Annotated in this window: 16 protein-coding genes; 8 read left to right on the top strand and 8 right to left on the bottom strand. The window is 68.3% G+C overall.

Annotation, left to right across the window (positions count from 1 at the left end; translation table 11 throughout):
- Window positions 1–319 precede the first annotated feature (319 nt).
- The 3 genes from P0R32_RS02520 to P0R32_RS02510 form a co-directional block, all read right to left on the bottom strand.
- Window positions 320–958, bottom strand: coding sequence for a PH domain-containing protein (locus P0R32_RS02520; protein ID WP_276238356.1), 639 nt, complete (start codon window positions 956–958; stop codon window positions 320–322).
- 1 nt (window position 959) lies between these two features.
- Window positions 960–2,405 (bottom strand): outer membrane protein assembly factor BamB family protein, encoded by a 1,446-nt coding sequence (locus P0R32_RS02515; RefSeq protein ID WP_276238355.1) that lies wholly within the window; start codon window positions 2,403–2,405, stop codon window positions 960–962.
- Window positions 2,406–2,889: 484 nt separating this feature from the next.
- Complete coding sequence (locus P0R32_RS02510; protein WP_276238354.1) at window positions 2,890–3,759, bottom strand: sulfurtransferase; 870 nt, start codon at window positions 3,757–3,759, stop codon at window positions 2,890–2,892.
- Window positions 3,760–4,011: 252 nt separating this feature from the next.
- On the opposite strand from P0R32_RS02510, the gene P0R32_RS02505 reads away from it, so the two are divergent.
- On the top strand, window positions 4,012–4,794 hold the full coding sequence (locus P0R32_RS02505) for a sulfurtransferase (protein ID WP_276238353.1): 783 nt from the start codon (window positions 4,012–4,014) through the stop codon (window positions 4,792–4,794).
- Here P0R32_RS02505 and P0R32_RS02500 read toward each other — a convergent pair.
- Window positions 4,784–6,043: an AI-2E family transporter gene (locus P0R32_RS02500; protein ID WP_276238352.1), complete on the bottom strand. Its 1,260-nt coding sequence runs from the start codon at window positions 6,041–6,043 to the stop codon at window positions 4,784–4,786. The two genes, P0R32_RS02505 and P0R32_RS02500, sit on opposite strands and share 11 nt — an antisense overlap.
- 98 nt (window positions 6,044–6,141) lie before the next feature.
- On the opposite strand from P0R32_RS02500, the gene P0R32_RS02495 reads away from it, so the two are divergent.
- The 4 genes from P0R32_RS02495 (at window position 6,142) to P0R32_RS02480 (ending at window position 10,913) form a co-directional block, all read left to right on the top strand.
- The gene (locus P0R32_RS02495; protein WP_276238351.1) at window positions 6,142–7,320 is read left to right on the top strand and encodes a thiamine ABC transporter substrate-binding protein; all 1,179 of its coding nucleotides are present in this window, start codon (window positions 6,142–6,144) and stop codon (window positions 7,318–7,320) included.
- On the top strand, window positions 7,281–9,035 hold the full coding sequence (locus tag P0R32_RS02490; RefSeq protein ID WP_276238350.1) for an ABC transporter permease: 1,755 nt from the start codon (window positions 7,281–7,283) through the stop codon (window positions 9,033–9,035). The genes P0R32_RS02495 and P0R32_RS02490 overlap by 40 nt, the downstream gene beginning before the upstream one ends.
- 61 nt (window positions 9,036–9,096) lie before the next feature.
- Window positions 9,097–10,233, top strand: coding sequence for an ABC transporter ATP-binding protein (locus P0R32_RS02485; RefSeq protein WP_276239340.1), 1,137 nt, complete (start codon window positions 9,097–9,099; stop codon window positions 10,231–10,233).
- Window positions 10,234–10,385: 152 nt separating this feature from the next.
- Window positions 10,386–10,913, top strand: coding sequence for a TQO small subunit DoxD (locus P0R32_RS02480; protein ID WP_276238349.1), 528 nt, complete (start codon window positions 10,386–10,388; stop codon window positions 10,911–10,913).
- Window positions 10,914–10,984: 71 nt separating this feature from the next.
- Here the strand turns inward: P0R32_RS02480 and P0R32_RS02475 are convergent, their stop codons facing one another.
- Entirely contained in the window at window positions 10,985–11,677 is a 693-nt protein-coding gene (locus P0R32_RS02475) for a class I SAM-dependent methyltransferase (protein WP_276238348.1), read from the bottom strand.
- A gap of 100 nt (window positions 11,678–11,777) precedes the next feature.
- On the opposite strand from P0R32_RS02475, the gene P0R32_RS02470 reads away from it, so the two are divergent.
- Window positions 11,778–12,206, top strand: a complete 429-nt coding sequence (locus tag P0R32_RS02470) for a hypothetical protein (RefSeq protein WP_276238347.1) — start codon at window positions 11,778–11,780, stop codon at window positions 12,204–12,206.
- Between the two features lie 18 nt (window positions 12,207–12,224).
- On the opposite strand, the gene P0R32_RS02465 is transcribed toward P0R32_RS02470, so the two are convergent.
- On the bottom strand, window positions 12,225–13,337 hold the full coding sequence (locus P0R32_RS02465) for an NADH:flavin oxidoreductase (protein WP_276238346.1): 1,113 nt from the start codon (window positions 13,335–13,337) through the stop codon (window positions 12,225–12,227).
- A gap of 126 nt (window positions 13,338–13,463) precedes the next feature.
- On the opposite strand from P0R32_RS02465, the gene P0R32_RS02460 reads away from it, so the two are divergent.
- The gene (locus tag P0R32_RS02460; protein ID WP_276238345.1) at window positions 13,464–14,150 is read left to right on the top strand and encodes a YfcE family phosphodiesterase; all 687 of its coding nucleotides are present in this window, start codon (window positions 13,464–13,466) and stop codon (window positions 14,148–14,150) included.
- 27 nt (window positions 14,151–14,177) lie between these two features.
- On the opposite strand, the gene P0R32_RS02455 is transcribed toward P0R32_RS02460, so the two are convergent.
- Complete coding sequence (locus P0R32_RS02455; RefSeq protein WP_276238344.1) at window positions 14,178–14,711, bottom strand: hypothetical protein; 534 nt, start codon at window positions 14,709–14,711, stop codon at window positions 14,178–14,180.
- A 57-nt stretch (window positions 14,712–14,768) separates the two neighbouring features.
- Window positions 14,769–16,358 (bottom strand): DNA-directed DNA polymerase II small subunit, encoded by a 1,590-nt coding sequence (locus P0R32_RS02450; protein WP_276238343.1) that lies wholly within the window; start codon window positions 16,356–16,358, stop codon window positions 14,769–14,771.
- Window positions 16,359–16,564: 206 nt separating this feature from the next.
- On the opposite strand from P0R32_RS02450, the gene P0R32_RS02445 reads away from it, so the two are divergent.
- Window positions 16,565–17,311 (top strand): S26 family signal peptidase, encoded by a 747-nt coding sequence (locus P0R32_RS02445; protein ID WP_276238342.1) that lies wholly within the window; start codon window positions 16,565–16,567, stop codon window positions 17,309–17,311.
- Window positions 17,312–17,329: the final 18 nt, after the last annotated feature.

The raw sequence follows: 17,329 nt of genomic DNA, 5'->3' as shown, positions 1-17,329 counted from the left end.
AAGATTCCGTACGTGACAATCGAAGATTCGGTAGCACCAACCCAGAGTTGGTGGAGAGAGGTGACCGTTCGCGGGTGACGACCAGTATCGACGATGATGAGCCCGAGATTCAACGTGACAAATAACAGGCAAAGAACCGAGTAACGGACTGAAAGGGCGTACAGCGACGCGAGCGAAGGCATCGTGTACACAGCACTGCGGCGTTCGAGTAGTAATGCGGCTGGTAACGGACCGAAGACAACGATTCGAGTCAGACGCGAAAGTGTTCGTTCGTAGTTGGCTCGATAGTCGACGAGTTCCGCGACGTATTCCTCTACCGCTAGACGTACTCGCGGATCTGATCGGCGAACTTCGTCGACTGCTCCATGTTTCGCATGACGATCTTAAGCGAGCCGCCTCCCCCACCGCTTGCCACCTTCACATTTCCAAGGCCGACGAGCGCCTCGGTCACTGATTTGCGTTCCTCGACGCCGCGCACTTTATCCAGCGGTAGTTCCTGACGAATGAGAGAGATAAGACGGTACTCACGAATCATCCGTCGATTGGTCAGGTAGTAAGTGGTGAGGCTGTTCGACCAGTACACCTCCAGGCCTTTGGAGAAGAAATACAGGCCGACGAGCAGGGTCACTGTCGGGTAGACGTATGGGACTTGCGAGAAGAACATGAGGTACACGGTCGCCGCGAGCAGTGGAAGACCGAGGCAGATCTTCACCAACGCAACTCGTTGTGTCGGATGACGCTTGTCGACGATGTGCTCATCGTCCCGCATCGTCGGCGACTCTGGTGCTGCTACGAAGTGGATATAGAACCCCATGACGACGATGAAGCCTCCAAATACGGCGAACGGAAGGCCAACAAGCGGCGGCACCTCAAGTCCACCCACATAGACGTAGACTCCAGCGACGATGAACGGTAAGCCGAGGATCGTACTCCAGACAGCTGGTTTCCCTCGGGCCATTTTACTGACCTCCGATCATTGAGTGAAGGACGCCAGCGACGGAGAGCGCGAACCCACCGATCGTCAGTACGTAGGGGTCGCTCAGTGCGTCGAGTTGTCCCTCCTCACCGTTCGTGATGAATCCACGGTTGACTGGCTCCTCCGTCGTGGTCCCAGTTGCTTCGATTGGAGTCTGTTCTGTTTGCATATCGTTTTGGTTCGTGGACGTACTGGTCTCGTCTGAGACCGCAGTCTCTGTCTCGGTCGCAGTAACCGTCTCTGTATCAGTAGCAGTGGGTGTCTTCGGTTCGAATGTATCGCTGGAGATAGCGTACAAGCTGTGATCCCAATTACCGACGACAATTACACCATCCACGATGGCGGGCGGTGAGCTGATAAAATCACCACGCGGATATCGCCAGAGGTCTTCACCCGTCTCGGCGTCTATCGCCCGCAGGTCACCGTGCGTAATGAACACCACCCCATCAGCTACGGCCGGTGACGCTCGCACACTCGCTTCCTCTTCAGAGATGAAGGCTGTCCACTCGACCGACCCGCTCGCACGGTCGAGCGCATAGAAGTCGGACTGGCCTTCCCCCCCGATAAACACCCGCTCGTCTGACACTGCGGGCGACGTGATGACGTCCTGGTTCAGTTCGGTCGTCCATTCGGGAGCGCCGTCTGCACGGGAGAGCGCGAAGAAGTTCCCGTTTTCAGTACCCACGTAGACCGCCTCGTCGGTGACTGCTGGTGGGGCCCGAACTTCGCCGCCGAGATCAGTAGTCCAGACGACAGAACCGTCAGCCCCGTCTAGGGCGTACATGGTTCCCCCGCTACTCCCAGCATAGACCGTCCCATCGACGATTCCAAGCCCAGATTCGAAAAAGAACTCGTCGTCGAAGCGCCACAGTTCATCACCGGATTCGGCATCAACTGCGTTGACTCCGTCGTCTATGAAATACACCCGACCGTTCGATTCGCCAACCGGTGTGGTAATTTCACTACTGGTGGAGATGCTCCAGTTTCTGTTGCCTGTCACGGCGTTGAGGGAGTAGAGCTTCCCGTTTTTTGATCCGACAAAGACTGACCCAGAGGCGACACACGGTGTCGGTATGTCATCGGGGATATCACCCAGCGGCTCATCAAGGCTGGTCCGCCACTTCCGTTCGCCAGTCGCCACCTCAACAGCGAACACCTCTCCCTGTGCAGAAGTGAAATATACCGTTCCATCAACGACTGCTGGGCCCGACGGGAACCCAGGTAGCATATCGTATCGCCAGCGTGCGCCGACGTTCTGCTTTGGTACACGAGCTTCTGGATTGTAGCCCGTGTTTCCACCGTTTCCGCCAAACGACGTCCAGTCGGTGTGTGAGTGGCCGTCCGCCGTCGCCAGCGTAGGATGTACAGCCGCCGAAAAAAGAAGGGCACCGGTAGCTTGTAGCGCCGTTCTACGACTAATTTGACTCATTGGCGAAGCGAGAGGGTCAATTATCAAAAGTGTTCCGTGGATTTGAGCTTTGATAGTTAAATGAGTGTTACATATTTGTCGGAGAGTCACACGGTAGAGTCGCCCATCGAATCGCTCTGGAGTAGCGACCGCGGTACTCCTACTCTCGGCCGATTCGAGGAAGTCAGGTGTGAAAGACTGCGTCACGACGCAGGTAGTTCACATCCCGTCGACGACACGAGAGCCGAGCGGTACCACCGCTCGAGAAGTCACCTATCCAGACCGAGACGACGAGCAAATCCCGAGACGGTCGCCGGCGAACTGGAGCGGGCGGCGTGGGTGCTCGTCGGGATCGGACTCTTGCTGGTCGTCGCGGCGGCCATCGAGGCGTTCCTCACGCCGCGGATCGCGGCGGCCGTGCTGGGCGGGTAACGAGGTCGAAAACCGGGAGTCTCGGCGTGGTCGGTCCGGCACCGGTCGAGTCCTCGCCCCGCGCTGACTCGCCTTACTCGCCGCCGGGTTCGCTCCCCTTCACGATCGGCGCGCGGACGAGGTTGCCCCACTCGGTCCACGAGCCGTCGTAGTTGACGGTCTGGTCGGCGCCGACGAGTTCGTGGAGCGCGAACCACGCGACCGAGGAGCGCTCGCCGATGCGGCAGTAGGCGACGATCTCGTCGTCGCCCGCCGCGAGCACGTCGCTGTAGAGGTCTTCGAGCTCGTCTTTCGTCTTGAACGTCCCGTCGTCGTTGGTGACCGATGCCCACGAGATGTTGCGGGCGCCGGGGATGTGGCCGCCGCGCTGGGCGGTCTCCTGCAGGCCCGGCGGGGCGAGAATCTCGCCGCTGTACTCCTCGGGCGAGCGCACGTCGACGAGCGGGACGCCCGCGTCGATGGCGTCCTCGACGTCGCCGCGGTACGCGCGGATGGACTCGTCGGGGTCGGACGCCGTGTACTCGGTCGCGGGGAACGAGGGCTCCTCCTCGGTGGTCGGGTAGTCGTTCTCGATCCAGTACTCGCGACCGCCGTCGAGCAGTTTCACGTCGTCGTGGCCGTAGTACTTGTACTGCCAGTAGGTGTACGCCGCGAACCAGTTCGAGTTGTCGCCGTAGAGGACGACCGTCGAGTCGTTCGCGATGCCGTGCTCGGCGTTGAGCGCTTCGAAGTCCGCCTTCGTGAGCACGTCGCGCTGCGTCTGGTCCTGGAGGTCGGTCTCCCAGTTGAAGCCGATGGCGCCGGGCGCGTGGCCGGAGTCGTACGCCTCGGTGTCCACGTCGACTTCGACCAGTCGGTACGCCGGGTCGTCGGACTGGAACTCGTCGAGGTGGGCTTCCACCCAGTCGGCGTCGACGAGCACGTCCTTCGCGTAGTCTGTCATTGCGGAAGACTGTACGTGCGCTCGCCGTATAACTCCGCCAGCCGCGGCAGAGCCGGCCGTTCGTCCCCCGAAGCGGATCATGTTGCCACCGGTTTGGGTCGCCCGAGCGCCGCGGCTCTCCCGGCGGCGACACGTCGGCGAGGGGGCGAGGCACCGACGGCCCGGATCCGGATCATGTTGCCACGTTCGCGGACGCGCCGCCGTCCTCGCCGGCTCGACCGGGCTTTTCCCCGCTCCCCTCGAACCGGAGGTATGAGCGACACGTTCGTCTCGGCCGGGTGGGTGGCCGAGCGCCTCGACGACTCCGACGTCCGCGTCGTCGACGTCCGCGACGCGTGGGAGTACGACGGCATTGGCCACCTCCCGGGCGCCGTCTCGGTGCCGTTCGACGAGTTCCGCTCGGACGCGGGCGACGAGGGGATGCTCCCCGGCGTCGACCGCTGGCGCGACCTGCTGTCGACCGCGGGCGTCGGCACCGACGACGAACTCGTCGCCTACGACGACGAACACGGCGTGTTCGCCGCGCGCTTCCTCGTCACCGCCGAGTTGTACGGGCACGACCCCGCGAAGCTGCACGTGCTCGACGGCGACTACAGCGCGTGGAGTCGCGAGCGCCCGACCGAGCGCGGCGCGCCCGACACCGAGCCGACGACGTACGAACCGGGCGAGCCGCGGCGCTCGCCACTCGTGGACTTCGCCGGCGTCGAAGAGCGGCTCCACAGTGACACCGTGATCGTCGACACGCGCGACCCCGAGGAATACGCCGCGGGCCACCTCCCCGGCGCGGTCCAGGTGGACTGGCTGGAACTGGTCGACGCCGACACCCGCGGGCTGAAACCCCGCGAGGAGGTTGCGTCGATCCTCGCGGACGCGGGGATCACCCCCGACCGGGAGGTGCTGTTGTACTGCAACACCGCGCGTCGGATCAGCCACACGTACCTCGTGCTCCGACACCTCGGCTACGAGGACGTGCTGTTCTACGAGGGGAGCCTCACCGAGTGGGAGGCACGCGACGGGGCGACCGTCAGCGAGTAGGGTCGTCCGCCGTCCCCGACCCGGCGCCGCCACCCGCGTCACCGTCGTCTTCGTCGCCGTCGGTGCCGGCGCCGTCGTCGTCGCCCGTCTCGGCCGAATCACCCGCGCCACCCCCGTCACCCCCGTCACCCGCACCGCCCGCCGAGGCTCCGCCGTCGACGACGTGGTCGGCGTCGCCACCGCTCGGGAACCCGCCGGCACCGTCGCCGCCGCCGGACCGCGACCCCCGAGTCGCGGTGGAGACCGAGCCGAGCAACTGCTGTTGGGTGGTGACGCCGTTCTGTGAGAGGAGGCTCACTGTCTCCGCGAGCAGCGCGACGACGAGCGGCCCGACGACGAAGCCGATGGCCCCGAGCGTGAGCAGGCCGCCGACGAAGCCGACGAAGTACACCGAGACGGGGAGGTCGGTCGCGCCGCCGGCGAGGCGCGGCCTGATCACCGCGTCCGGGACGAAGCCGATGAGGATCAGGCCGACGACGAAGACGATCATCGCCCGGAAGGTGTCGCCGGCGACGAGGTCAACGACCGCCAGCACGACGACGACGACGCTCGGGCCGAGCACCGGGACGAACTGGAGGACGCCCGCGACGACCGCGAGCGCGAACGGCGACTGGTAGCCCAGCGCCGCGAAGGTGGCGAGTGCGACGACGAACGTGCCGACCGCGGTCGCCCCCTGGAGCACGTAGATCGCACGCAGCGTCGAGGCCGTCCGGCGGTGGAGCGCCAGTAGGACGTCGTGGTACTCGCCCGGGCACAGTCGCAGCAGCGCCACGCGCGGCGCCCGCGGCTTCAACAGCAGGCCGTACACGAGGATCCCGAACACGACGAGTTTCAACGCGATCACCGGCGCGGCACCCGCCAGCGAGATGGCGAGCGCCCGCAGCGTCGTCTGCGCGGTGACGAACACCGCGTCGGTCTCGACGACGTACACCATCGAGCCGAGGTCGATCACGATCTCTGCAGGGATCGTCGCGAAGAAGTCGAGCAGGTCGCGCCGCCGCCGGTAGAGGACGTACGACAGCGGCGCCGCCAGCGCGACGACGCCGAGGAAGCCCGCGACGGTCGCCGTGCCTGCGGCGACGCGGTCCGGGTAGCCGCGTGCGCTGATCCACTGCCGCAGTGGGTACAACACGTACGCGACCGTGATCGCGAACACGACCGTCGAGAGCACGCTCTCCAACACGGCCGCCGTGACGACGAGGAGGCCGGCGAGCAACGCCGCGAGTGCGGTCCGCCGGCTCGGTTGCATGCCCGTATACGGCGGCTACTGGTACAAAACGATTTACCGTGTCAGATAGCCACCGGCGACCGCCGCCGTTAACTATACCCGGGTGTGACCACCAAGTAATGACAGACACAAACGGGCGAACCAGACGGCAGTTCCTCCGGGTCGCGGGCGCCGCGGGCGTCGCCGGACTGGCGGGCTGTGCGGCCGAACCGGTCGACGACGCGACGAGTGAGCCGTCCATCGGGACGAGCGACGACGAGGTGACGACGTCCGGCACGACGACGGGCGCGCCGACGGAGTCGATGGCGGACACGCTCGTCGTGGCGACGTACCCGCCGTTCGTGAACGCCCCCTCCACCAGCCCCGGCGCGTGGCTGAAAGAGGAGTTCGAGGCCGAGTACGACGCGACCTTGGTGTACCAGACGCCCGACTCGGAACTCAACTACTACATCGAGCGCGCGGTGCAGGGCGTCGACTTCGAGGCGGACGTGTACGTCGGTCTCGACACCGGCCAACTCATCGACGCCGACTCCAAGCAGGGCGAGGGGCAGTTCACGGGGTCGCTGTTCGCCGAGGCGGGCGACGTGGCGGGGAGCGACCGCGTGAAGGAGGGGCTCCGGTTCGACCCGCAGAACCGCGCCGTCCCGTTCGACACGGGGTACGTGTCGCTGGTGTGGAACGCGACGATGGACGACGGCGAGTTCGCCGCACCCGAGACGTTCGAGGAGTTGGCGACCGGCGACTACGCGAGCGACCTCATCGCGCAGAACCCGACCACCTCGACGACGGGGGAGGCGTTCATGCTCCACACCGTCGACGCCTTCGGCGAGGACGGCTTCCTCGACTACTGGAGTCGCCTCCAGGACAACGGCGTCACCGTCCTCGGGAGTTGGTCCGACTCCTACTCGGCGTACCTCAACGAGGAGGCGCCGATGGTCGTCTCCTACTCCACCGACCAGGTGTACGCCGCCGCCGAGGGACAGGACCTCCAGAAACACCAGATCCGCTTCCTGAACGACCAGGGGTACGCCAACCCCGAGGGGATGGCCCGCTTCGCCTCCAGCGACGCCCCGCGGCTCGCCCGACGGTTCATGGAGTTCGTGCTCCGGCCCGAGATTCAGGCGGGCATCGCCCAGCGCAACGTCGCGTTCCCGGCGATCACTGACGCGCCGCTCCCCGAGGACTACGCGCAGTACGCCAAGGAACCCGCCGAACCGGTCACCTTCACGTACGACGAACTCGAAGCGAATCTCAGCACATGGACGGATCAGTGGGCGCGGCGCTTCGCCGGCGGGTGAGCGAGGCCCGAGCCGCCGCGTCGGCCCGTCCGCGCGCGACGCTCGAACGCCTCACGCTCCCCCTGCTGGCGCTGGTCACGGCCCTCCTGCTCGCGGTGCTGTTCTACTACCCCGTGGCGACGGTGTTCGTCGACGCGGTGGTGGAGGACGGGCGACTCACGTTCGGCCCCCTCCTGTCGGTGCTCGGCGACCAGTTCTACGTCGGGCGCGTGCTCGGGTTCACCGCCTACCAGGCCGCGCTCTCGACCGTCCTGAGCGTCCTCTTGGGACTGCCGGGCGCGTGGATCCTGGCGCGCTTCGAGTTTCGCGGCCGGCAGACGCTGCGCTCGGTGACGATGGTGCCGTTCGTCCTCCCGTCGGTGCTCGTCGCCGCCGGCTTCTACGCCACCTTCGGCGCGAGCGGGAGTCTCAACGCCGTGCTGTCGGCGCTGGGTCTCCCCCCGGTCGACCTGCTCCCGTCACTCGGCGCCATCCTCGTCGCACACGCCTTCTACAACGCGCCGCTCGTGACGCGGGTCGTGACCGCGGCGTGGGAGTCCGTCGACGCCGGCGCCGTCGAGACGGCCCGCTCGCTGGGGGCCTCGCGCCGCCGGGCGTTCCGCGACGTGGTGCTCCCGCAACTGCTTCCCGCCGTGCTCACGGGCGCGGCGCTGACGTTCGTGTTCACGTTCGCCTCCTTCGCCATCCCACTGGCGCTGGGCGGGTCGCAGTTCGCGACCATCGAGGTGTTCATCTACTCGGCGCGGCGGCAACTGGAGTACGGCCGGGCGGCGTCGCTGGCGGTGCTGGAGACGGGTGTGTCGCTGTCGTTGATGGCGCTGTACCTCCGGTACGAGCGGCGACAGGCGGCCCAGCGACGCGGGGTGCGGACGCTCGCCCGTCGACCGCTGGTCCCCGACTCGTGGACGCGCGAGCGGGTGGGTCGGCGACTCGCGGTCGCGGGCTACGGCGTCGTCGTCGCCCTGGTGTTCCTCGCGCCGCTCGCGAGTATGATCTACGCCAGCGTGAGCGTTGACGGGCGACTGACGCTCGACGCCTACCGCTTCCTGCTGGAGCGACAGGCAACGGGCGCCGAGTTCCAGGTGAAGCCGTTCCCCGCCATCGTCAACTCGCTCGTGTTCGCGGCGGCGACGCTCGTCGTCGCGCTCCCGATGGGCGTCGCGATGGGGGTGCTCACGACCCGCCGGTTCCGCGGGCGGTGGGCCGTCGACGCGCTGTCGATGGCGCCGCTGGCGGTGTCCGGCATCGTCGTCGGACTGGGACTCTTGCGCGGCCTCGTGTTCGGGTTCGAGGCGTTCGGCTACCGCTTCACCGTCACCGGCGCGGTCGCCATCGTCGCGGCCCACGCAGTCGCCGCCTACCCGTTCGTCGTGCGAACCGTGGCACCCCCACTCGACAGACTCGACCGCGCGCTCGTCGAGTCCGCGCGGGCGCTCGGCGCCTCGCGGGCGCGGACCATCCTCGACGTGGAACTGCCGCTTGTGTGGCCGGGCGTCGTCGCCGGCGCCGCCTTCGCCGTCGCCATCTCCATCGGGGAGTTCGACTCCACGGTCATCCTCGCGGAGGGTGGCGGCAGCTACACGATGCCGGTCGCCGTCGAGCGCTTCATCGGTCGTCGGCTCGGCCCCGCGACCGCGATGGGCACCGTCCTGCTGGCGGTGACGGCCGCGGCGTTCGTCGTCGTCGAACGCGTCGGAGGTGAGTTCCGTGGGTGACCGCGTGGGCGACGGGGACGGCGAGGCGACCCCCGCCGACGCCGAAGGGGGAGGGGTTCGAGTGGAGAACCTCCGCGTCGAGTACGGCGCCACGACGGCGCTCGACGGCGTCGACCTCCGCGTCGCCGACGGCGAGTTCTTCACGCTCGTGGGGCCCTCGGGCTGTGGGAAGACCACCACGCTCCGCTGTCTCGCCGGGTTCGAGGCGCCGACCGACGGCACAGTCGCCATCGGTGGCGCGTCGATGGCGGGAGTTCCACCCGAAGCGAGGGGGGTTGGCGTCGTGTTCCAGAGCTACGCGCTGTTCCCCCACATGAGCGTCGGCGAGAACGTCGCCTACGGCCTCCGCTTCTCGGAGCCTCCCGCGGGCACGACGCGGGACGAGCGCGTGGCGGAACTGCTGGAGTTGGTCGACCTTCCGGGGTTCGCCGACCGCGACCCCGACACCCTCTCCGGCGGGCAACAGCAGCGCGTCGCACTGGCGCGGGCGTTGGCGCCAGAACCGCGCCTGCTGTTGCTCGACGAACCGATGTCGGCGCTGGACGCCCGACTCCGCGAGCGTCTGCGGGTGCAAGTGCGCGACATCCAGCGCGAACTGGGCCTGACGACGGTGTACGTCACCCACGACCAGGAGGAGGCGCTGGCGGTGTCCGACCGGGTCGCCGTCGTCAACGACGGGCGCATCGAGCAGGTTGGCCCGCCCCGAGAACTGTACGACGCGCCCGAGACCCGCTTCGTCGCGGAGTTCCTCGGCGACAACAACGTCTTCGACGGCGTCGTCACCGACGGGACCGACCAAGTGTCCGAATCGGTCAGCGGCACCGCAACCCGACCTGACGGCGTGACGGTGGCGGACCTCGACCGCCCGACGCTCCGTGTCGACTCGAGCGACGACGGTACACTGCCGCTTCCAGTGGAAGCCGTGGGCGACGCGCGGCCGGGCGACCGACTGGTCGTCTGCGTGCGCCCCGAGCGGATCCGGGTCCGGCGCGGCGACCGCAGTGTCGGCGATGGGCACGTCGCGGTCGTCGCGACCGTCGAGAGCACGGAGTTCCTCGGCGACGCGACACGCCTCCATTGCGACTGGAACGGCGTCGCGGTCACCGCTCGAACGGGCGGCGAGCGTGCGTTCGACCCTGGCGAGCGAGTCACGTTGGGGGTCGCTCCTGACGACGTGCGCGTCGTGGAGCGTCGCTGACCGTCGGTCCGGCGCGCCGAGTCGGCGTGCGCCTCGTGAACACGGGGCGACGATCTGGTATATAGCTGGTTAGGTGGGTCTCCGGGAGAGAGAGCCACCAGTCGGGTTCCTGAGGGAGGGGGTCGTCTGCTCAATCGTAGGAGAGACACCCGATGACGACAACAACCACCGGCACGACGACTCGATTCGACCTCGGAACGTACCGCGTCGGCGACGCGGCCGCCTACTGGCTCGTCGCGCTTCGCCTGATCACCGGCTGGTGGTTCCTCCACGCGGGTGCCACCAAACTGCTCGCCGCCGAACCGTTCACCGCGGCGGGGTGGCTCGCGAACGCGACCGCCAACGGCCCGATACACGGCCTGTTCGTGTTCGTCGCGAACACCCCGTGGCTGCTGGCCGTCACCGACTTCGCCATCCCCGTGGGTGAAGCGCTCATCGGCCTGGGCCTCATCGTCGGCGCGCTCGTCCGCCTGGCCGCGTTCTTCGGCGGCCTCCTGATGGTGCTGTTCTACCTCGGGAACGCCGACTGGGCGCACGGCTACGTCAACGGTGACCTGCTCGGCCTGGCCGCGTTCGTGACCGTCGCCGTGTTCGCCGCCGGCCGCGTGTTCGGTGTCGACGCCCTGCTGGCAGAGCGGTTCGACCTCGAAGAGAACCGCCTGCTCCGCTTCCTCATCTGAGGCGGACGGCGTCCCAGCACTCCTTCTGACTCACGGCGTTTGACTCACGGCGTTCGCACGTGTCGACCGCGTCAGGGCGCGACACCGACCGTCAGGAGCGTCCCCAACTCGCGGTAGCGCTCCACCATCGCCTCGCGCGTCTCCCACGAGTCGGTCGGGAACTCGTCGGCCGGGGGGATGTCGACCTCGCGGTCGGCGACGTTGTCCTGCTCGGCGACGTGGAGGCCCGCCTCGCGGAACGCCGCGCGGTACTCGTCGGCGTCCCACCGCGTCATGTCCACGGAGATGTTGTCCTGCCACGCGTGGCTGTGGAGGTTCTCCTCGTAGTAGTTGACCGCACAGTAGAACGTCCCACCCGGCTTGAGGACGCGCGCGACCTCTTCGAGCGTCTGGTGGGGGTCGTGGCTGTAGTAGAACGCCTCCATCGTGAACGCGTGGTCCAGCGAGTCCGTCGCGAACGGGAGGTGGCCGAAGTCGCCGACGACGAAGCCGAGGTCGGCGTCGGGTTCGGCGTCGAGGGTGTACTCGCGGGCGTTGCGAGCCATCTCGGGGGCGCCGTCGAGCCCGTACCCACGGCTCATCCCCGTCGTGTCTGCGAGTGCGCGCAGGGCGTAGCCGCTGCCGGTCCCCAAGTCGAGCACGGTGTCGCCGTCCTCGACGGGCATCCGTGCGAGCACGTGCTTGGCAGTGTGCCAGTGGCGCTCCTCCATCCCCTTGTCGCGGCCGTCGGCCGCCCACGCGTCGAACTCGTCGCGTACGCTCATGTCCGGCGGTCGGCGGCGGGCGGCAAATAGCCTCCCGGTGTCCGGTCGGACCGCCAGATTCGGGGTGAGGCTTTAGGACAGATGCGGGCGAAGCAGGGGTATGCACGTCCGGGACGCGGTGGAGGCGGACGCCGAGGCGCTCGCGGCCATCGCGGACGCCCCGGCCGACGCGATGCGCGGCATCGTCCACGACCGAACGGTCCGCGTCGCCGTCGAGAAGGAGTCCGCGACCGACCCGAACGAGGACCTCGACGCCGACCCGACCGACCTACTGGGGTTCGTCAGTTTCGACGTCCGCGGCGACACCGTCCACGTCACGCAGTTCGGCGGCACCCGCGAGGCCGCCGAGCGACTGCTCGCGGAGCCGCTTCGCTTCGCGGCGACCGAGACGTTCGCGGTCGAACTGCTCGTCATCGAAGGGGAGGAAGAGCTTCGTCGTGCCGCCGAGAACGCCGGCTTCGACGAGGTCGGTCCCGGACCGCGGTTCGAGGGGAAACTGACGACGCGCTACCGGGTCGAGGAGGCGTAGCGGGGCGACCGCGCGGGCTCAGTCGTCGCTCGGGGCGGGCACTTCAGGGTCGCTGAGCGAGGCGTCGGGAGCGAACACGACGCTCGGGTCGAGGTCGTCGAGTTCCTCCCCTGCGGCGACGCGGGTCGGCCAGTCGTGGTTGGCGAGCGCACCGGTCCCCAGCGTGATGAGGTCGGCACCGTCGGCCAGCGCCGCGCGGGCGTTCTCGGGGTCGCCGAGGCTCCCGTTTGCGATCACCGCGGCGTCGTCGCCGGCGTACTCGACGGCCAACTCCGCGAGCGTGCGGTCGGTGTCGGGCACCTCCGGCGCCGTCGCGTCGCCGCCGGTCACGTGGACGTAGTCGGCGCCGGCGTCGGCGAGTGCCGTGAACAGCGCCTCGGCAGTCGCCTCGCCGTCGGGCCAGACGCGCTCCTCGTCGACGACGGCGCCCTGCGAGGCGCGGACGCCGACCACGAACTCCGCAGGCGTCGCCTCGTCGATGGCTTCGGTGACCTCCGCGGGGAACCGCGCACGGTTCTCGGGGGAGCCGCCGTACTCGTCGTCGCGGTCGTTCACTGTCGGGTCGACGAACTCGTGGAGGAGGTAGCCGTTGGCGGCGTGCACCTCGATGCCGTCGAAGCCGGCGTCGACCGCGCGCTCGGCGGCGGCGACGAACGCCTCGCGAACTTCGTCGAGGCCGTCGGCGTCCAGTTCGTCGGCCTCCGGGAACGGCCCCGAACCGCCGTACAGTTCGGACTGCTCACCCGGCGGCTGGTAGGCCGACGGCGCGACCGAATCGTAGCCGTAGCGGTTCCCCTGCGCCTGTGCGCCGGCGTGCATCAACTGCGCGACGATGGCGCTCCCCTCGTCGTGGACGGCGTCGACCACCTGCTCCCACGCGGCCGCCTGCTCGTCGGTGGCGAGGCCGGGCTGGTTGTCGTACCCCTGACTGTGGGTGGTGTCTGGGTGGGTGCCCTCGGTGACGAGGAACGAGAAGCCGCCGCGGGCGAACGAGGCGTAGTAGCGAGCCATCCGCTCGGTGGCGTGGCCCTCGTCGGTGGCGCTCGTGCGCGTCATCGGCGCGAGGCCGACGCGGTTGTCCAGTGTGGTGCCGTTCAACTCGAACGCCTCGAAGAGTGGGTCGTCGCTCATCGCCGCACCGTACCGGGGTGACGGGAATAAGGAGCGGGCGGACGTGTGCCGGTCGGCACACAACACGTGTGCTACCACACGACGGTCGGGCGGCAGAACTACGTCGGGCGGTCGACAGGTCGAGGCATGGACCTCGCGATCGTCTCCGACTCGCACATCCCGGAACGCGCCGACGAGATCCCCGACCCCTTCCGCGAACGCATCGCCGCCGCCGACCACACCCTCCACGTCGGCGACGTCGAGACGGCGGGCGTGCTCGCGGAGTTCCGCGACCTCGCGGGTGAGTTGACCGGCGTCCGCGGCAACATCGACCCGACCGACATCGGCCTCCCCACCGTCGCCGCCATCGAGGCGGAGGATGTGACCGTCGTCGCGGTCCACGGGGCCGTGAACCCCGCGACACGCGACCCGGCGATCGGTCCCGATCCGGATCACGACGACTGGATGGCCGCTTCGGGCGTCGTCGCCGACGGCCACGACTGGCTGGAGGCGGTGACCACGACGGCCCGAGTCGTCGCGGCCGAGGGGGTCACCCCGGAACTGGAACGTGCGTGTACCCCGGTCCCGGCTGATGTCGACGCCGCCGACATCGACGCCGTCGCGGCCGCCGCCGACAGCGCCCCGGACCCGGATCAGACGGTGGTCGGCGTCGGCGGCCACAGCCACCGCGTCGTCGAGGACACCCACCGCGGCGTCACGGTCCTGAACCCGGGAACCGTGACCGGTTCCTACCCCGGGCCGCGGACGACGATGATGACGCTCGAGTTGGACGACGGCGACGTCGACGTGACGGTGCACGAGTTGGACGAGTAGGGCCCGTCCCCGGTCCACTCAGGTCCGTCACTCCGCGAACGACCGCGGTTCCGGACCCTGTCGCACTGCCGTCGTCTCCCCCGTCTCGACGTTCACGAGCATCGCCTGTCCGCCGTAGCCGTGCGTCTGGTCGTGCCCGCGGACGACGACCTCGGTGACGCCCTCCGGGACCGTGACCGTCGCCGAACGAGTGAACTCGCGGGTGCCGTGAGCGTGGAGCAGGTCGCGACGCCCGAGGCGTTCGCCGTCGCGGGTCTCCACCTGCCACCAGTTCGCGTAGCCGGCTTCGCCGTCATCGTCGTGGTACAGCGTTACGTCGAACCGACAGTCCCGACCGTCGCAGTCGACGGTGACGGCGGTGACGTTCGCCTCGCGGAGGTCGAGTGGCTCGTCTACGGTGGTCGTCGGCGCCGACGACGTGGTCGCATCCCCGCGCGCTCCGGTCGTCGTGTCGCCGTCAAACGCCGGACCCGAACCGGTGCACCCAGCGAGCACGACGGACCAGCAGGTGGCCGACGTGAGTGCCGCGAGATACGACCGACGGGTGGAGCGCGAGGCCATCGCTTCGTGTGGAACGGAGGCGCTCCGTGGACAAGTAGCTTCAGCCGCGGGGCCGCCTCAGGCGAACTTCCGGACGGTCATCTCCAGGGTGTCGAGGTCGAGGATGGGCGCGAAGCCGGCGTCGGGGTCGATGTTGACGGACTTCTGGAAGTCCGTCTGGGCCTGCCAGCAGCCGGAGTTGACCGCGAGGACGTTGTGGTACTTCCCCCACCCGAGCTTGTGGACGTGGCCGGTGTGGAACACGTCGGGCACGTCGTCGATGACGAGGTAGTCGCGCTCCTCGGGCGCCACACGGGTGCGACCCCCGAACTGCGGGGCGACGTGGCGCTTCTTCAGGAGTTGGTACATCGCCTTGTGTGGCTCGTCGTAGCTGGCCTTCTCGGCGGGCAACTCCGCGATCACCTCGTCCAGCGAGACGCCGTGGTACATGAGGATGTTCACGCCCTCGACGTCGACCATCGCGGGGTTGCTCACGATCTGGGGGTCGTGGGCGTTCATGATCTCCCGGAGTTCCTCGTCGAAGCCGGGTTGGGGTTCGGCGAGGCGGACGGCGTCGTGGTTGCCGGGGATCATGACGATCTCCATGTCGCCGGGCACCTCCTTGAGGTGCTCCGCGAACGTCTCGTACTGCTCGTAGATGTCGATGATCGTCAGCTCCTCGTCCTGGTTCGGGTAGACGCCGACCCCCTCGACCATGTCGCCCGCGATGAGGAGGTGCTCGACGTGCTCGGCCTCCTCGGTGTGGAGCCAGTCGGCGAAACGCGACCACGCGTCCCCGAGGAACTCCTGGGAGCCGACGTGCACGTCGGAGATGAGCGCCGCCTGCACGTGGCGGTCGGCGGTGTTCGGGCGGTGGGTGCGGGGGACGTCCGGGAAGTGGATGGCGTCGACGAACACGATGCCCGCGTCGTCGGCGAGGGTCCCCGAGACGGCGATACACTCGTCCATGAGGAGTTCGTTGACGAGGTCCGCGATGTCGCGGTCTTTCATCACCAGACACGGGAACGTCCCCGTCGTGTCCTCCAACTCGATCAGCCAGTGGCCGGAGGCCGTCGAGCGGATGTCGTTGACGAGGCCGATCATCTCCACGTCGGCGCCGCCGCCCATCGACTCGATGGAGTCGGCGGGGCGGTGGTTCACGCGCCCGCGGAGTTGGCCGGCGAGTCGCTCGTAGCGGTCGCGGAACACGCCGACGAACTCGTCGTACGCGCCCGTCCCGGTCGACTGGCCGGTCATGTCGTTGGCGACGACCGGTGTGGGCGGCGAGCGGCTCCCGACGGTGGACCCCCCCGTTTCGTGTGGAGCGTTCCCACCCGTGTGGGGTGAGTTCGCGTCGGCGACTCCAGTCGAACCGGAGGGGTCTGCGGTGTCGTCTGTGGTCGTTGCGGCGGCTGTATCGGTCGCAGACTGGTCGGTGCTGGGTGCGTCATCCACCGCCGCGGGGTCGGCGACGGGGCCGGCGTCGAGCGCCTCGCGGACGTGCGCGACGCTGAGGACGAGCGCGTCGTCCGGGGCGGCCTCGATGGCCGCCTCCAGTGCGAGTTCGGGCGCCTCGGACTCGGCGATGAGGGTGACTGCCTCCCGCTCGGCGTTGAACCCACGGCGGGTGAGGGCTTGCACGACGCGCGAGGAGGACTCCAGCGGCACGGACCGAGGTCCGCCGGCGCCGGGCAAAAGGGTAGCGGACGGTCGTCGGCGGATGGCGAAGGGGTCGTCGAGGCAGGCCAACTGGGTCGTCGGAACGGAGCGAAGCGGTGGTCGGGGCCGAGAGAAATTCGTCGCCGGAGCCGCCTGACGAAGTGTGTGGACGGGTAACAGAAGGTTCAACACCGGCCACCGGGTTGCTTGGGGTAATGAGCGACGACGGGCGGTCGCCCGACGACCCGCTGTCTCGGTTCCTCCACGCGGACAGCGGTGCGCTGCTGTTCGTTCGCGAGGTGCTCTCCTCGGCGCTGGCGGTCGCGTTCGTCGGCCTGCTGCTGTTCGCTATCGCCGGCGTCTGGCCGCCGATGGTCGCCGTCGAGTCCGGGAGCATGGAGCCGCACATGGAGCGGGGCGACCTCGTGTTCATCACCGAACCGGACCGCTTCGCCCCCGACGCCGCCTACGGCGACACCGGCGTCGTCACTTACGAGACGGGGAGCGAGACGGGGTACTCGACGTTCGGGATGGCGGGGTCGGTCGTCGTCTACCGACCGCCCGGGGAGGGTGGCCCGCCGATCATCCACCGCGCACGGTTGCACGTGGAGCAGGGGGAGAACTGGGTCGACCGCGCGAACACCGACTACCTCCCGGCGAACTCGTGTGACCGTGTCCCCTCGTGTCCCGCCCCCTACGACGGGTTCATCACGAAGGGTGACGCCAACTCCCAGTACGACCAGGTCAGCGGCATCGCGCCCGTCGTGAAAACCGAGTGGGTCCGCGGCGTCGCGCGCGTCCGCGTCCCGTACCTCGGCTACGTCCGCCTCGTCTTCTCTGAGGCAGTGTTAGCACAGTCGAATCCGCCGGTCGGCGTGGTGAGCGGTACCGACTCGGCTGCGACGACGACCACCGACGCGGCTTCGGACCCGACACCGACTCCCGTCGTGGGCGTCCGATAGGTCGGACACCGGCGGTCC

Origin of the sequence: Halobaculum marinum (assembly GCF_029338555.1) — an archaeon.
Taxonomy (GTDB): Archaea; Halobacteriota; Halobacteria; order Halobacteriales; family Haloferacaceae; genus Halobaculum; species Halobaculum marinum.
The sequence above is the reverse complement of the archived record's forward strand: the minus strand, read 5'-3'. Positions and strand labels throughout refer to the sequence as shown.

Excerpts from the sequence above, each read along its gene's own strand:
- P0R32_RS02520 (WP_276238356.1), bottom strand. The coding sequence starts at position 958 with ATGGCCCGAGGGAAACCAGCTGTCTGGAGTACGATCCTCGGCTTACCG.
- P0R32_RS02515 (WP_276238355.1), bottom strand. The coding sequence starts at position 2,405 with ATGAGTCAAATTAGTCGTAGAACGGCGCTACAAGCTACCGGTGCCCTT.
- P0R32_RS02510 (WP_276238354.1), bottom strand. The coding sequence starts at position 3,759 with ATGACAGACTACGCGAAGGACGTGCTCGTCGACGCCGACTGGGTGGAA.
- P0R32_RS02505 (WP_276238353.1), top strand. The coding sequence starts at position 4,012 with ATGAGCGACACGTTCGTCTCGGCCGGGTGGGTGGCCGAGCGCCTCGAC.
- P0R32_RS02500 (WP_276238352.1), bottom strand. The coding sequence starts at position 6,043 with ATGCAACCGAGCCGGCGGACCGCACTCGCGGCGTTGCTCGCCGGCCTC.
- P0R32_RS02495 (WP_276238351.1), top strand. The coding sequence starts at position 6,142 with ATGACAGACACAAACGGGCGAACCAGACGGCAGTTCCTCCGGGTCGCG.
- P0R32_RS02490 (WP_276238350.1), top strand. The coding sequence starts at position 7,281 with ATGGACGGATCAGTGGGCGCGGCGCTTCGCCGGCGGGTGAGCGAGGCC.
- P0R32_RS02480 (WP_276238349.1), top strand. The coding sequence starts at position 10,386 with ATGACGACAACAACCACCGGCACGACGACTCGATTCGACCTCGGAACG.
- P0R32_RS02475 (WP_276238348.1), bottom strand. The coding sequence starts at position 11,677 with ATGAGCGTACGCGACGAGTTCGACGCGTGGGCGGCCGACGGCCGCGAC.
- P0R32_RS02470 (WP_276238347.1), top strand. The coding sequence starts at position 11,778 with ATGCACGTCCGGGACGCGGTGGAGGCGGACGCCGAGGCGCTCGCGGCC.
- P0R32_RS02465 (WP_276238346.1), bottom strand. The coding sequence starts at position 13,337 with ATGAGCGACGACCCACTCTTCGAGGCGTTCGAGTTGAACGGCACCACA.
- P0R32_RS02460 (WP_276238345.1), top strand. The coding sequence starts at position 13,464 with ATGGACCTCGCGATCGTCTCCGACTCGCACATCCCGGAACGCGCCGAC.
- P0R32_RS02455 (WP_276238344.1), bottom strand. The coding sequence starts at position 14,711 with ATGGCCTCGCGCTCCACCCGTCGGTCGTATCTCGCGGCACTCACGTCG.
- P0R32_RS02445 (WP_276238342.1), top strand. The coding sequence starts at position 16,565 with ATGAGCGACGACGGGCGGTCGCCCGACGACCCGCTGTCTCGGTTCCTC.